Genomic DNA, 14,761 nt, shown 5'->3' on the forward strand with positions numbered 1-14,761 from the left:
CTACGTCAGGTCACTTCGTCCGGACGCCTGGAATTCGTCTGCAATCCGGCGGGCGCGGGTTTTTTGGCTTCGCGCACCCGGCGGCACCGGCACCGGCCCGGCCGGGCGCATATCGTCAAGTCGGCGGAGTCCGGCCGCGGACACCGCGACGCATTGCCGCCGGTAATCGGGTCCCGTTCACTCGGAGTTGCTGCCGGTCGATTCGCGCCGTCGGGGCGGACGCCGGCAGCGGTCCACCCGCTGATCCGACCAAGGAGCACTGGTGAGCAAGCGTGTTCTCGTCATCCTTTCCGAGTTCGGCTACTGGGGGGAGGAACTCGTCGGTCCCGTGGAGGCGTTCGACGCCCGCGGTTACCGCACGACCTTCGCCACCCCCACCGGGAAGCGCCCGCAGGCGCTTCCGCCGAGCCTCGACCCGCACTACGTCGACCCGCCCCTGGGCCGCTCGGTGACCACCCGCGACATGGCCCGGCGCGCCCAGGCGCTGGACGCGTCCGACCGGCTGAACCACCCGCTCAGCCTGGCCGACCTCATTCCCGAGCGGCCCTATTTCAGTTCCATCAACCACCTGCGGGACCTGGAGCAGTACCACCGGCACCTGGACACGGCCGTCTCGGACCTGGTGAGCAGCTTCGACGCCCTGGTGATCGTGGGCGGCAGCGGCCCCATCGTAGACCTGGCGAACAACGAACGGCTGCACGAACTGCTGCTGGGATTCGTCTCGGCCGACAAGCCCGTCCTCGCGGAGTGCTACGGCGTGGCCGCGCTGGCTTTCGCCCGCGACTGGGAATCCCGCGCGAGCCTGCTGGCGGGCCGGCACGTCACCGGCCACCCCAAGGAGTACGACTACAAGGACGGCACGGGCTTTGTCGGAGTGGACTTCAACATGGGTCCGCCGCCGTACCCGCTGGAGTACATCCTGCGCGATGCCACCGGGCCGGACGGGGAATTCCACGGGAATGTCGGCAAGGAAACCTCGGTGATCGTCGACTATCCCTTCATCACCGCGCGTTCGACCCCCGACTCGGTCCTTTCCGGCGAACTGCTGGTCCAGGTCCTGGAAAACGGTCTGCGCCGGTACGGCTGGTAACACCGAGGCACTAGGAGTCAGTCATGCGAGCAAGGCCAGGGAAGGCCGCGATGTTCGAGCAGTTCGCGGTCGACGACATCCGCTACATGTTCGGGAATCCCGGCACCGTGGAGCAGGGATTCCTGGACGCCGGGTCGAACGCGGCCACGGACTACATCCTCGCGCTGCACGAAAGCGTCGCGGTCGGAATGGCGGACGGGTACGCCCGCGCCGCCCGGCGGCCGGCCCTGGTCCAGCTCCACAGCGGGGTCGGCCTGGGCAACGGCATCGGGATGCTCTATCAGGCGATGCGCGGACACACGCCGCTGGTCGTCCTCGTCGGGGAGGCCGGGGTGCGGTACGACGCGATGGACGCCCAGATGGCCGCGGATCTGGTGGGGATGGCCGAGCCGGTCACCAAGTACGCGACGCGGGTGATCGACCCCTCGTCGGTCCTTCGCGTGCTGCGGCGCGCCACGAAGATCGCGATGACGCCGCCGTGCGGCCCGGTGGTGGTGGTGCTGCCCGCGGACGTGATGGACCAGGTCACCACGGAGCCCGCCCTGCCGACCCCGCTGCCCGGGACCCGTACCGCACCCGAGCCGGAGCTGACGGCACAGGCCGCCCGGCTGCTGCTCGGCGGCAGCGCGCCGCTGATCCTGATGGGCGACGGGGTGGCGGCCGCGGGCGCGCAGGAGCAGTTGCGCGCGGTGGCCGAGGTGTTGGGGGCCCAGGTGTGGGGGGTGAATTCCTCGGAGGTCAACTTCGACACCACCCACCCGTTGTACGGCGGGCAGTTGGGCCACATGTTCGGCGAGGACAGCCAGCGGGTGGTGGCGGAGGCCGACCGCGTACTGATCGTGGGGACGTACGTCTTCCCGGAGGTGTTCCCCTCCCTGCACAGCCCCTTCCGCGACGACGCCCGCATCGTCCACATCGACCTGGACGCCTACGAGATCGCCAAGAACTTCCCCGTGGACCTGGGGATCGTCGCCGACCCGCGGCCGACCCTGGCGGACCTTCGGGCCGAGCTGGCACGGCAGTCCCCCGACCGGGCGGTCGCCGTGCCGCCCGCTCCCCCCGGCACCGGCCGTCCGGCGGCGCGCGCTTCGCAGGACCCGGTGCTCGACGGCTTCGTACGGCACCTGGCGGAGCGGGCACCCGAGGACCTGGTGGTCTTCGACGAGGCGCTCACCGCCGGCGCGCCCCTGGCCCGGTACCTCCCGCCCCGCACGCCCGGCCGGTTCTTCCAGACCCGGGGCGGCTCGCTCGGCGTGGGCATCCCCGGTGCCCTGGGCGTCAAACTGGCCCGCCCGGAGCTGCCCGTGGTCGGGTTCTCCGGCGACGGCGCGAGTATGTACACCTTCCAGGCGCTGTGGACGGCGGCCCGTCACGGCATCGACGCCAAGCTCGTGGTCTGCAACAACGGCCGCTACCGGCTGCTGGACCACAACATCGAACAGTACTGGCGGCAGGTGGGGCTGCCCTCCCACGCGGCACCGCAGGCCTTCGACCTCTCCCGCCCCGCCATCCGCTTCACGGACCTGGCCGCGGCGCTGGGCGTGGCAGGGCGCCGCGTGGAGCGCACCGACCAGATCGAGGAAGCGGTGGCCGCCATGTGGGCCCACCCCGGCCCCTTCCTCGTCGACCTGGTCATCGACTGACCACGCGCACACCAAGGAGACAGCTGAACCATGGCAACGCTCCCGACGAGCACCCTGTCCGAGGCGTCGGTGCGCCAGGTCATCACCCTGTGGCACACGGCGCCGGCCGATGGCCGCGACAGCGAGCACCTCGTGCCGTATCTGGCCGACCGTGGCCTGGCGGTGCACCTGCCCGGGCACACCCTGCGCACCGCCGCCGACTTCCGTTCCTGGTACGCGGCGCGCCGCGGCCCGCAGCCGGGCGAAAGCCTCGTGATCAAGAACATGTCCGTCCGCCTGCGCTCACCGCTGCACGCGGAGGCGGAGGTCGACGCGGTCTGGGAAGGACGGTCCGGCGGCACGCACGGCACCTCGTGCGCGCGGCGCCGCGAGTTCACCGAATTCTGGTCCCTGGTGCAGCAGGAGGGCGGGCCGCGGGTGCGGCTGCTGACCGTGCACGAGTGGCCGCCCCCGCCCGCGGAAGCCGCTGCCGGCCTGGCCGCGTGAACGGTCCCGGCCCACGGCGCCGCCGCCTCGTACCCACCGACAAGGAGCGACAGAAATGACCGGAACCGCGCCGACGCCCCGGCTGCCCGGCAAACGCATCGGCATTCTCATGGAGAGCGACTTCGTCGAGGACGAAATCACCTACTACCGCAGGCGCTTCGCCGAGGAGGGCGCCGAGGTCACACTGTTCACCCGGTTGTGGGGCAACCCCGCGCTCACCTTCACCGGGCACGAGCAGCGGGCGCCCCTGGAGGTCGACGGCGACCTGGAAAGCCTGGACATCGCCGAACTGGCCCGCCTGGACGCGCTGATCGTGCCCTCCGGGATGGTCGCGGACCGGCTGCGGTACAGCGAGCACGCCAGGGAGGAAGCGCCCGCGGTCTCCGTACTGCGCCGTGCCTTCCGCCTCCCCGGCCTGGTCAAGGCGTTCTCCTGCCACGGGCTGCTGCTGGCCACGCCCGCCCCCGAGCTGCTGGCCGGCCGCACCGTCACCTGCCACAACAACCTCATCGGCGATGTGCGGAACATGGGCGCCGCATACCTGGACCAGGACCTGGTCGTCGACCGCGACCTGGTCACCGGCCGCACCGTCGAGGAGTGCCACCTGCTGGCCCGCGCGGTCATCGGGCTGCTCTCCGCGCCCGGGAAGGCGGCGGTCCGGTGACCAGGGCCCCGGACGTGCGGGACACCGGTGCGGAGGCCGGTTCCCCGGGCACGGACTTCTCCTTCTCGGACACGGTCGCCGGAACCGTGGTGGACCTCGGCAGCGACTGGATCCGCCTGCGGTGCGTCGACGGCCGCCCGCTGACCCTGCGCCTGACCGGTGCCACCTCCGCGCAGCTGCTGCGCAACCTCGGCGCGCCGTACGAGGACGTCTCGGGCCGGCTGCACGAGGTGCTGCGCCCGGGTCGGTTCCTGTTCAGTCACGGCCCGGTCCACGCCGAGCGCGAAGGGGGCTTCTCCTACCAGGCCGGGCACCTGACGGTGGCGGGTGAGGGCGGCCGGGCGTTCGCCTTCGAGACCCCCGGCTGGTGGGTGGAGCAGCTGCGGCAGCTGGCGCGCTTCTACCGGCGTGCCCAGTTCGGCACCGGACCGGCCGACTTCGACCACTACCGTACGGAGATCCGTGCCGGCGGCGGCCGGAGCGGTCACCACGTCCAGGAGACGGACACCATCTCGCGACTGGTCTACGGTATGGCGACCGCCTTCATGATGACCGGCGACGAGGACTTCCTGGAGGTCGCCGAGCGGGGATCGCGGTACCTGCACGACCATCTGCGCTTCCACGACCCGGAATCCGGGGTGCTGTACTGGTACCACGGCGTGGACCGGTCCGGGAGCCGCGAACGCAAGCTGTTCGCCTCCGAGTTCGGCGACGACCACCAGGCCGTCCCCGCCTATGAGCAGATCTACGCCCTGGTCGGGCTGACCCAGACCTACCGGGTCACCGGCGACCCGCGGCTGCTGCACGACATCGAAGGCACCGTGCGGCTCTTCGAGCGGCACTTCGCCGACCGTCTCCTGGGCGGCCACTACTCCCACATCGATCCGGTGAGCCTGAGCCCGCACGACCCCGCGCTGGGGGGCAACCGCTCCCGCAAGAACTGGAACTCCATCGGCGACCACGCCCCCGCCTACCTGATCAACCTGTATCTGGCGACGGGCGAGGAACGCCATGCCCGCATGCTGGAGCACACCTTCGACATGATCACCGCCCATATGCCGGACCCGGACAGCCCGTTCGTCCAGGAGCGCTTCCACGGCGACTGGAGCCCGGACCGCACGTGGGGCTGGCAGCGGGACCGTGCGGTCGTCGGGCACAACCTGAAGATCGCCTGGAACCTGACCCGCATGCACGGTCTGCTGCCCAAGCCCCAGTACCGGGACCTGGCGCACCGGCTGGCCCGGCGGCTGCCCGCCGTCGGGCGCGACCGGCGGCGCGGCGGCTGGTACGACCTGCTGGAACGCCGGCCCGACGCACACGGGCGGCACGCCTTCGTCTGGCACGACCGCAAGGCGTGGTGGCAGCAGGAGCAGGCGGTCCTGGCCTATCTGATCCTGGCGGGGCACACCGGCGACGCCCGGTTCCTGGAGCAGGCGCGCGAGGCGGCCGCGTTCTACAACGCCTTCTTCCTCGACCACGACGAGGGAGGTGTCCACGCCACCGTCACCGCCCAGGGCATCCCGTATCTCGTCGGCAACGAGCGCCTCAAGGGAAGCCACGCCATGAGCATGTACCACACGGCCGAGCTGTGTTACCTCGCGGAGGTGTACACGCGGCTGCTCAACGAGCACGAGCCCCTGGAGCTGTGGTTCCGTCCCCACCAGGGGGCGCGGTACCCGCAGAACGTGCTGCGCGTCGCACCCGACCTGCTGCCCCCCGACCGGGTCCGGCTGGACCGGGTCTCCGTCAACGGCATGCCGTACCACGATTTCGACCCCGAGGCCCTCGCCGTCGCCCTGCCGGCCGGTGAGGAGCGGCTGACCGTGCGGGTGCGCCTCGTTCCGGTACGGGAGGACCGGCGATGAGGGCTGCCGTGCCCGTGCGGGGAGCGCTGCGTGTGGGCCCGGGCGCCGCGACGCCGCTCGGCGCGCACCCGGTTCCCGGCGGCATCCGCTTCGCGGTCTCCGCCCCGCGGGCCGAGGCCGTCCATCTGCTGCTCACGGTGGGGGACGCGGAGTGGGAGATCCCCTTCCCGCGGGCTCACCGCACCGGGGCGGTCTTCACGATGACGGTCCACGGCCTGGAGCCGGGGCCGGTGCGGTACGCCTACCGGGTCTTCGGCGCCGGCGAGGAGGAGGGGAAGACGGTGCCGGTCGACCCGTACGCCCGGCGTCTGGTGGGCGCGGAACACTGGGGCCGGCGTCCGGAGTACCGTTCCGCGCTGCCGTCCGCCGCCTCCGGGGACTTCGCCTGGGGCGAGGACCGGCGGCCCGGCATCGCGCCGCAGGACCTGGTCGTCTACGAGGTTCACGTCCGCGGCTTCACCCGGCACCCCAGCGCGCGCGTGCCCGCACCCGGCACCTACGCGGCACTGCGGGAGAAGATCCCCTACCTGCGGGAGCTGGGGATCAACTGCGTGGAGCTGCTGCCGGTCTTCGAGTTCGACGAGACGGACAACACCTTCCACGCACCGGACACCGGGGCGCCGCTGCGGAACTACTGGGGCTACAACCCCGTGAGCTTCTTCGCGCCCAAGGCCGGTTACGCCGCCGAACCGGCGGAAGCCGCCCGGGAACTGAAGGAACTCGTGCGGGAACTGCACCGGGCCGGCATCGAAATCATCCTGGACGTGGTCTTCAACCACACCGGTGAGGGCGGGCCCGCCGGCCCGGCACTGGGCTTCCGCGGCCTGGACGAGGACGCCTTCTACCTGCGGGCGGCCGACGGGAGCTATCTGAACCTGACGGCGACCGGGAACACCGTCAACGGCGCCCACCCGCGCACCGGTTCGCTGATCCTGGAGAGCCTGCGGTACTGGGCCCACGAGTTCCACGTCGACGGCTTCCGCTTCGACATGGCCCCGATTCTGGCGCGCGGCCGGGAGGGCGCCTTGCAGGACCGCCCGTACCTCCTCGAAGCGATCGCGGAGGACCCGGTGCTCGCCGACTGCAAGCTGATCGCCGAGGCGACCGACGCCACCGGCGCCGACCTGGTCGGCGCCTTCCCCGCCTTCGGCCGCTGGATGGAGTGGAACGGGCGGTTCCGGGACACCGTACGGCGGTTCCTCACCGGCCGCCCGGGCACCGCCGCCGATCTGGCCCTGCGCCTGACGGGCTCCCCCGACCTGTTCCCCGACCGCGGCCCGGCCGCCTCGGTGAACTATGTGACCTGCCACGACGGCTTCACCCTCGCCGACTGGTCCGCCTACGACCGCCCGCACAACGAGGCGAACGGCGAGGGCGGGGCGGACGGCATCGCCGACAACGACAGCTGGAACTGCGGGGCCGAGGGGCCCAGTGCCGATCCGGTCGTACGGCGGCTCCGGCGACGCCAGGCGCGGAACGCCTTCCTGCTGCTGCTCCTGAGCCAAGGGGTGCCGATGTTCCCCGCGGGGGACGAATTCGGCCGGACCCAGCGGGGAAACAACAACGCCTACAGCCAGGACACCGCGTGGAACTGGGTGGACTGGGGGCTGCGCGAGCGCGAGGCGGACCTGTTCACCTTCGTCCGCCGGTGCCTGGCCTTCCGCCGCGCGCACCCGCTGCTGCGGCGCGCCCGGTTCCCGGCGGACGGGACGCCCGCCGGCTGGGTCCACCCCCCGGTCAGCTGGCACGGCCGGCGCCCGTGGGAACCGGACTGGTCCGCCCACTCGCTGCTCCTGTGCGCCTTGCTGTACGAGCGGACCGCGCGGGGCGAGGACGACGCCGTCTTCCTGGCCGCCAACTCCCACGACCACCCGATGACGGTCGAGCCGCCCCCCGCGCCCGCGGGGACGCGCTGGCACGTCTTCGCCGACAGTGCCGCCGACGGCGTGGGCGCGCACCCGCCGGGCGAGGAGGAACCGCTGGAGCCCGCCGGCCCCCTGTCCGTGGCCGAGCACTCCCTCGTGGTGCTCACCGCCCTGCCGACCGGAAGGAACAACTGATGGCATGTGAGGCCTACCTGGGCTTTTCAGACGGCACCGTCCTGCTGACCGTGGTGGGCGCGGTGACCGACGAGAACGTTCCCGTGCTCCGCTCGCTCGTCGACCGGGCGGTGGCCCGTGGCCCCCGGCGGCTGGTCGTCCGCGCGCAGGAACTCACCTCGATCACGCCGGGCGGTGTGCGCTGTCTCGCCCTGGCGCAGCAGCGCCTGTCCGCACGGGCCGATGTGCTCGTGGACGGGGCGCGGCCCGCGATCCGCGAAGCACTGCGCCAGGGCGGACTGGAGCCGACCGTGGCCTACGTCGACCGGCTTCCGCCGTTCTCAGGGGAGGGCGGTGCCGGGTAGGTGCGCCTGCCCGGCACCGCCCCTCCGGGCGGCGGCCGGCGCCGCCGCCCGGGGTCACCGCCGATAGCGTTCGACCACTTCGGCCAGTTCATCGAGACGGCGCAGGGTGTCGCTCTCGGGCATGCTCTCCAGGGCGAGCAGGGCCCGGTCCGCCCCGGCCTCGGCGAAGGCGGGCAAGGTCTCGACGTCGTTGCCGGGGACGGTGATGTTCGCCTTGTCCCGCCCCCGCCGGGCGAGTTCGGCCCGCACCTCGCGGATGTCGTCAGGGGTCACGTCGAGCGGCATCCAGCCGTCGCCGCGGGCGAGGAACCTGGCGCGGGCCGCCGGGCTGTGGCCGCCGATGTAGACCGGCGGGTGCGGCCGCTGCACGGGTTTCGGCCACATGTACACGGGGGCGAAGTCGACGTGCTTGCCGTGGTATTCGGCCTCCTCCTGGGTCCACAGCGCGCGTAACGCGTCGATCTGTTCGTCGAGCAGGGCGCCGCGGGTGGTGGGGTCGGTGCCGTGGTTGGACATCTCCTGCCGGTTCCAGCCCGTACCGACCCCCAGGAGCGCCCGCCCGCCGGAGAGCAGGTCGAGGGTGGCGACCTCCTTGGCGGTGTGGAGGGTGTCCCGCTGGATCAGCAGCGCGATGCCCGTACCCAGCAGCAGGCGCGTCGTCGCGGACGCCATCGCGGTCAGGGCGAGGAACGGGTCCAGGGTGCGGTGGAATTTGCGCTCCAGCGCGGCGCCGTCCAGGGTTCGGCTCCCCACCGGGATGTGGGAGTGCTCGGCGAGGAAGACCGCGTCGAAGCCGCGTTCTTCCAGGGCCCGGCCCAGCGCGTCGGGGCGGATTCCCTCATCGGTCACGAAAGTCGAGATGGCGAACTCCATGCGCCCAGTGAACCACCCGGCCCGGTGGCCGAACGGGGCTTCCCTGGCCGCCGCGGCGCGCGTACCGCCGCTTCAGGTGTGCGAGGAGGTGTGCCGCGGTTGCACGTCAGGACACCGCTGCGGGACGGTGGAGCCGGTACGAGTGTCCTGGAGCGTGACGTGCCGCCGCGCCGGCGGTCCGTGGCGGTTCCGGTGGGGAATCCGTGGGGTGGGAGGAGCGATGGACTTCCGGGAGATCGAATGCTTCCTCAACCTGGCGGAGGAGCTGCACTTCGGCCGGACGGCACAGCGGATGATGGTCTCGCAGGCACGGGTGAGCCAGCTGACCCGTTCTCTCGAACGGCGGGTGGGAGGCCCGCTGTTCGAGCGCACGACGCGGGCCGTACGGCTCACCGCGCTGGGCGCGTCCCTGCGGGAGCGGATCGCCCCCGCCTTCCAGGAGATGCACGACGCGATCGGTGAGGCGCGTGCGCGCGCCCGCCGTGTCGACGGCGGTCTCCGGGTCGGTTTCCTGTGCGCGACGATGGTGGTGCCCGAAGTGGTCCGGCAGTTCCGCGCGCGGTACCCCGACTGCGCGGCCGAACTGCGGGAGGTGCACATCGCCGACCCGCTCGGTCCGCTGCGGCGCGAAGAGGTCGACGTGCTCAGCCACTGGCTTCCGGTGCGGGAGGACGACCTCCAGGTCGGGCCGACGATGTCCACGGAGCCGCGCACGCTCGCGGTGCCGCTCGGGCACCCGCTGGCCGCCCGGGAGTCCATCTCGGTGGAGCAGTTGGCGGGCGAGCAGGTCTTCTCCGCCGCCGGCAACGCGCCGCGCTACTGGTGGGACGCGCAGTCCCCGCCGCGCACCCCGTCGGGCAAGCCGATCCACCGTGGCCACCCGGTGGCCACGGTGCACGAAGTGCTGTCGCTGGTCGCCGCGGGGCAGGGCCTCGCGCCGATGGTCCAGTCCACCGCGGACTTCTACGCCCGCCCGGACGTGGCGTTCGTCCCGATCCACGACCTGCCGCCCGCCGATGTCGCCCTGGTACGGCGGAAGTCGGACCGCAGGCCCGCCGTGGAGGCCTTCCTCGCGATGGCCGCGCAGTACGTACGGGAGCGACGCCGGCAGCCCGCCGCCCCGCGCCCGGAGGCGGCAGCGGTGCGGGACACCGTCGGCTCCGGCTGAGCCCGGCCGCCGGGGCCGGTACGGCACGCGTATCGGCTGCCGTCCGCCCCGGCGGGCCGTTGCCCCGCTACGGCGCTTTCGCGCGAGACCTCAGGCGGACGCCCGCAGTCCCAGTGCGTGTCGCAGCACGCGCAGGACGATGCGCGGCCGCCGCAGGGCGTCGGGGCGCTCCAGCAGGCCCACGACGCGCATATAGGCGCCGGCCACCTCGCCGTCCCTGGTGGCCGCGGCCTGGACGCGCCGCGTGTACGCCTGGAGCAGCCGGGTCCGCAGCGTGCGCGGCCCTTCCACTCCCGGGAAGCGGAGGTCGGAGACGGTCATCAGGCCCCAGGTGCCGTCGGTCACCTCCCGCGCGATGTCCCGGAAGTACGCCGACGGCCGCAGCGGCCCGTGCGCGCGCAGGTGCCGGCGCAGCACCAGCGCGCTCAGCGCGGCGACCGTCATGCCCTGGGCGTAGACCGGGTTGAAGCTGCACACGGCGTCCCCGAGGACCACCAGCCCGTCGGGGAACCGGTCCATGCGCTCGTAGTAGCGCCGCAGGCTGGTCGGGAACCGGTAGCGCACCGGCTCGTCCAACGGCTCGGCGTCCTTGATCACCTGGTGGATGTCCGGCTTCGACAGCGAGCGGATGAAGCGCAGGAACCCCGCGGACTCGGTGGGCGGGTGGTCGCCCAGGATGCCGTAGCCGGTGACGATGATCCGGTCCCCGTCGATACGGCCGAGCGCCGCACCGCGCGGCAGTTCCCGGGAGGCCACGTCGTTGATGGCGATGTCGCCGTCCGGGAGTTCGCCGGGGATCCGGAAGTGCTGGCTGGTGTAGCCGAGCCCGATGTTCAGGCGCTCCTCGGCCACCTGCGGGTAGCCCAGCTCCCGGAGCCAGGCGGGTGTGCGCGAGGCCCGCCCGGTGGCGTCGACGACCACCGCGGCCGTCAGGGTCTCCTCCTCGCCCTGGCCGTCCCCGGGCAGGACCCGCACTCCGGTGACCCGGGTGCGGTCCGGGGTGGTGTCGAGGCCGAGGACGTTGTGCCCTTCCCGGAAGGTGACGTTGGGCAGGTCCGCCACCCTCTCGCGGAGGTGGCGCTCCAGGAACGGCCGGCTCGCGGTCACCGCGGTCAGCCGCGACGCGGGGCGGCTCAGCTGCCTGCCGTTGACGATCCACGAGACGTTCTCCAGTACGTCCCCGATGCCCGCGCCGTCGGCGGCCATCGCGTCGACGAGGCCGGGGAACAGGTCCTCCGCGATGCGCAGGCCACGGGCCTGCAAGGCGTGCGAGTGCTGCCCCTGGGGCACGCCACGCCGCGGCGTGCGGACTCCCGTCACCCGGTCGCGGTCGACCAGCACGACTTCCGCGAACTCGTCCGCGAGCACCCGCGCCGCGAAGAGGCCTCCGATACCCGCGCCGAGCACGACGGCGCGCTGTCCCACATCAGTCTGCACAAGGCTCACCCATTTCGTCGGTCGGTCGTCGTCCCGCTCTTGCTTTCGCGTGTCGCTTTCCGGGACTTGTGGCGGATTCAGTGGAACAGCCGCGCCTTTCAGCGGCCAGGAAATGTGGCGCCGCATTGCCCACTCCGGCAACTCGACCGGGAATGCGCGGCCGGAGCGCCGCTCCGGTTTCCCGTCGCCGCCCGATGGCCGGACCCGGGTATTTCGTCAAGTTCGCCGAGTCGGCGTCCCCCGGGCGGCGATGCTTGCCGCCCGCGGCGCGGCGCCGGTTGACTGAACACCGGAGCGGCCCAGGACATATCGCGCCTTGCGGTATTCCGTATCCCTGGAGGCCGCCGAGCGTTTCGCCCGACGTTTCGCCCGGCGGTTCTCCGATTCCGCGAAAGGAACTCGTCATGCACAGCTCTCTCATCGACGCGGTACGCCGCCGTGACGCGGACCACGTGAGCGCGATCCTGCGCTCGGGCGCCGATCCCAACGTCCGGGAACAGGCGACCGGCCTGCCGGTGCTGGCGATAGCCGCAGGTCAGGGAAGCTCGGCTGTGGTACGTCACCTGCTGGGCGCCGGTGCCGACGTCCACGCCGTGGACAGCCGCGGTGGTACCACCGCCCTCCACAAGGCCGTACAGGGCGGCGACCTGGAAACCGTGCGCCTGCTGGTGGAGGCCGGTTCTTTCATCGACGCGGCGGGTCCCACCACGGGGCACACGCCTTTGATGGACGCCCTCTGGTACAAGTGGCCCGACATCGTGGAATATCTGCTGGAGCAGAACGCGATGGTGAATCTGGAAACCCACTACGGTTTTTCGCTGCGGGAGCGCGTCGAATACGAGCTGGGGGCCAACAGCGAGGGCACGGAACGGCAGAAGCTGCTCGCCATCGCCGACGCGATGCGCCGGCGCATCGAGAAGGACGAGCGGGCAGCGGCGGGGCAGGCGCTGATGCGTGCGGTCACCGAAGGAAATCTCGCCGAGGTGGAGCGACTGCTGAAGCGGAATGCCGATGTCGACGAGGTGTCACCCGTCGTCAATGGATTCAACGACGGGCACACACCGCTGCTCGTCGCGGCGCGGGACGGACATGCCGACATCGCCCGGGCGCTGATCGCCGCGGGCGCCGACGTCAATGCCGTCGAGCCGACCTTCGGCGCGGTGCCGCTGCACAAGGCGGTGTACATGGGCCACGCCGACATCACCGGGCTCCTGGTCCGCGCCCCGGGGACCGACATCGACCATCAGGGCGCGACCAACGGCTACACCCCGCTCCACGACGCCCTGTGGCACGGCCACGAGGAGTGCGCGCGGGTGCTCCTCGACGCCGGCGCCCGCACCGACCTCCTCGGGCACGACAGCAGGACGGCTCGGGACATCGCCGTCGGTGTCTTCGGCCCCGGTCACCGCATCGTGCGGGAGATCGAGGCCGCGGCCGTCCGCGCCCGGGCGTGACGGCGCCGCCGCCCCGACCGGGCGCGCCATCCGACCCTCCCTCCCCCAAGGACCTGATCATGCCGAAGATCATCTATCGCTTTCCCGACGACTCCACGCGCACGGTGCAGGCCGCGCCGGGAACCAGCGTCATGGAGGCCGCCCTCGCCAACGGCGTCGAGGGCATCGTGGCCGAATGCGGAGGCGCCGCCATGTGCGCCACCTGCCACGTCTACGTGGAATCGGCACACCTCGCCGCCGCCCCGGCGATGAGCGAGGACGAGGACGTCATGCTCGACATGGCGTACGCGCCGCGCGCCGCCAACAGCCGGCTGAGCTGCCGGCTGTTCATGTCGCCCGCACTGGACGGCATGGAGGTCAGGCTGCCCGAACGGCAGCGGGAGGACTGACGTGACGGCACCTCACCTGCCGGACTCCGGCGCGACCGTGGCCATCGTCGGCGGCGGCCAGGCGGGAGCCCAGCTCGCCTCCTCGCTGCGCGGCAACGGCTTCACCGGCCGTATCGTCATGGTCGGTGACGACACGGCGCTGCCCTACCAGCGCCCTCCCCTGTCGAAGGGCTACCTCACCGGCCACAGCGGACCGGAGGCGGTCCGGCTGCACGGGCCGGAGTACTACGCGGAGAAGTCCGTACAGGTGCTCACCGGCGACCCGGCGGTGCGTGTCCTGCCCTCCGACCGCAGGGTCCTGCTGCGCAGCGGCACGGAGCTGCGCTATGACCACCTGGTGCTCGCCACGGGCGCACGCAACCGCTCCCTGCCGGTCCCCGGCGCGGACCTTCCCGGGGTGGTGGGCCTGCGCACCCTGGCCGAAGCCGACGTGTTGCGGGAGCGGTTGGCGTCCGCGGGCCGGCTCGTGGTGGTCGGCGGGGGCTTCGTCGGCATGGAGGTGAGCAGTTCGGCGACCGCGCTGGGCGTGCGGGTCTCGGTGATCGAAGCGCACGAGCGGGTGATGGCGCGTGCCGTCACCCCCGTCACCTCCGCGTTCTTCGCGGAGGCTCACCGGGCCCGTGGCGTACGGCTGGAACTGGGTGAGCAGGTCGCCCGTTTCCTCGGCACCGACGCGGTCTCGGGTGTGGAGACCGCCTCGGGCCGGCGCCTGCCGGCCGACCTGGTGCTCGTGGGGATAGGAGTGGAGCCGAACACGGACCTTGCCGAGGACGCCGGGCTCGACGTCCACGACGGCATCGTCGTGGACGCCCTGCTGCGCACGTCCGCGCCGGACATCTCGGCCATCGGCGACTGCGCACGCTTCCCCACCCCCTTCGCCACGGCGCCGGTCCGGCTGGAGTCCGTCCAGAACGCCGTCGACCAGGCGCGCTGCGTGGCCGCACGGCTGACCGGCACGGCCCGCCCCTACCGGCCGGTGCCCTGGTTCTGGAGCCGGCAGGCGGGCGTCCGGCTCCAGATCGCCGGGCTGACGGGAGGTCACGACCGCACGGTGGTCCGGGGGGACCCGGCCCGTGGGGAATTCTCCGTCCTCTGTTTCCGCGGCGACCGTCTTCTGGGCGCGGAATCGGTGGGGCAGCCGGCCACGCACCTGGCCGTGCGCCGTGCGCTGGAGACGGGTGACCGGACCGTGGCCCAGGAGCTCTTGGACGGTTCGTTCACCCCGTAGGGCACCGGGGCCGGCGCGGCGGCCGCCGTCGGGGGCATCGTCGGCGGCCGTACCGGCACC

13 protein-coding genes are annotated in these 14,761 nt (G+C 72.3%); 11 read left to right on the forward strand and 2 right to left on the reverse strand.

Features of this window, described 5'->3' with window-relative positions:
* The first annotated feature begins 262 nt into the window (after positions 1-262).
* The 7 genes from CP973_RS25375 to CP973_RS25405 are packed head-to-tail and all read left to right on the forward strand — an operon-like array spanning position 263 to position 8,152.
* Complete coding sequence (locus CP973_RS25375) at positions 263-1,090, forward strand: type 1 glutamine amidotransferase domain-containing protein (RefSeq protein WP_150245608.1); 828 nt, start codon at positions 263-265, stop codon at positions 1,088-1,090.
* Positions 1,091-1,113: 23 nt separating this feature from the next.
* Positions 1,114-2,733: a thiamine pyrophosphate-binding protein gene (locus tag CP973_RS25380; protein ID WP_150245611.1), complete on the forward strand. Its 1,620-nt coding sequence runs from the start codon at positions 1,114-1,116 to the stop codon at positions 2,731-2,733.
* 30 nt (positions 2,734-2,763) lie between these two features.
* Positions 2,764-3,219, forward strand: a complete 456-nt coding sequence (locus CP973_RS25385) for a hypothetical protein (RefSeq protein ID WP_150245614.1) — start codon at positions 2,764-2,766, stop codon at positions 3,217-3,219.
* Between the two features lie 55 nt (positions 3,220-3,274).
* A complete protein-coding gene (locus tag CP973_RS25390) occupies positions 3,275-3,883 on the forward strand; it encodes a DJ-1/PfpI family protein (protein ID WP_150245617.1) in 609 nt (202 codons plus the stop codon).
* Positions 3,880-5,748: an AGE family epimerase/isomerase gene (locus CP973_RS25395; RefSeq protein WP_244410001.1), complete on the forward strand. Its 1,869-nt coding sequence runs from the start codon at positions 3,880-3,882 to the stop codon at positions 5,746-5,748. The genes CP973_RS25390 and CP973_RS25395 overlap by 4 nt, the downstream gene beginning before the upstream one ends.
* Positions 5,745-7,808: a glycogen debranching protein gene (locus CP973_RS25400; RefSeq protein WP_150245620.1), complete on the forward strand. Its 2,064-nt coding sequence runs from the start codon at positions 5,745-5,747 to the stop codon at positions 7,806-7,808. Before CP973_RS25395 ends, CP973_RS25400 begins: the two co-directional genes overlap by 4 nt.
* A complete protein-coding gene (locus tag CP973_RS25405; RefSeq protein WP_150245623.1) occupies positions 7,808-8,152 on the forward strand; it encodes an STAS domain-containing protein in 345 nt (114 codons plus the stop codon). The genes CP973_RS25400 and CP973_RS25405 overlap by 1 nt, the downstream gene beginning before the upstream one ends.
* Before the next feature lie 54 nt (positions 8,153-8,206).
* Here the strand turns inward: CP973_RS25405 and CP973_RS25410 are convergent, their stop codons facing one another.
* A complete protein-coding gene (locus CP973_RS25410; protein ID WP_150245626.1) occupies positions 8,207-9,025 on the reverse strand; it encodes an LLM class F420-dependent oxidoreductase in 819 nt (272 codons plus the stop codon).
* Between the two features lie 220 nt (positions 9,026-9,245).
* Here CP973_RS25410 and CP973_RS25415 point away from each other — a divergent pair, with 220 nt between their 5' ends.
* Positions 9,246-10,193, forward strand: a complete 948-nt coding sequence (locus CP973_RS25415) for a LysR family transcriptional regulator (RefSeq protein ID WP_167538512.1) — start codon at positions 9,246-9,248, stop codon at positions 10,191-10,193.
* A gap of 90 nt (positions 10,194-10,283) precedes the next feature.
* On the opposite strand, the gene CP973_RS25420 is transcribed toward CP973_RS25415, so the two are convergent.
* Complete coding sequence (locus CP973_RS25420) at positions 10,284-11,630, reverse strand: FAD-dependent oxidoreductase (protein WP_244410002.1); 1,347 nt, start codon at positions 11,628-11,630, stop codon at positions 10,284-10,286.
* Between the two features lie 404 nt (positions 11,631-12,034).
* On the opposite strand from CP973_RS25420, the gene CP973_RS25425 reads away from it, so the two are divergent.
* Genes CP973_RS25425 through CP973_RS25435 form a run of 3 tightly spaced genes read left to right on the forward strand, consistent with a single transcriptional unit; the run spans position 12,035 to position 14,701 of the window.
* Complete coding sequence (locus CP973_RS25425) at positions 12,035-13,084, forward strand: ankyrin repeat domain-containing protein (RefSeq protein WP_244410004.1); 1,050 nt, start codon at positions 12,035-12,037, stop codon at positions 13,082-13,084.
* A 59-nt stretch (positions 13,085-13,143) separates the two neighbouring features.
* The gene (locus tag CP973_RS25430; protein ID WP_150245638.1) at positions 13,144-13,473 is read left to right on the forward strand and encodes a 2Fe-2S iron-sulfur cluster-binding protein; all 330 of its coding nucleotides are present in this window, start codon (positions 13,144-13,146) and stop codon (positions 13,471-13,473) included.
* 1 nt (position 13,474) lies between these two features.
* On the forward strand, positions 13,475-14,701 hold the full coding sequence (locus CP973_RS25435; RefSeq protein ID WP_208853297.1) for an NAD(P)/FAD-dependent oxidoreductase: 1,227 nt from the start codon (positions 13,475-13,477) through the stop codon (positions 14,699-14,701).
* The last annotated feature ends 60 nt before the right edge of the window (positions 14,702-14,761 follow it).

Source organism: Streptomyces albofaciens JCM 4342, assembly GCF_008634025.1.
Taxonomy (GTDB): Bacteria; Actinomycetota; Actinomycetes; order Streptomycetales; family Streptomycetaceae; genus Streptomyces; species Streptomyces albofaciens.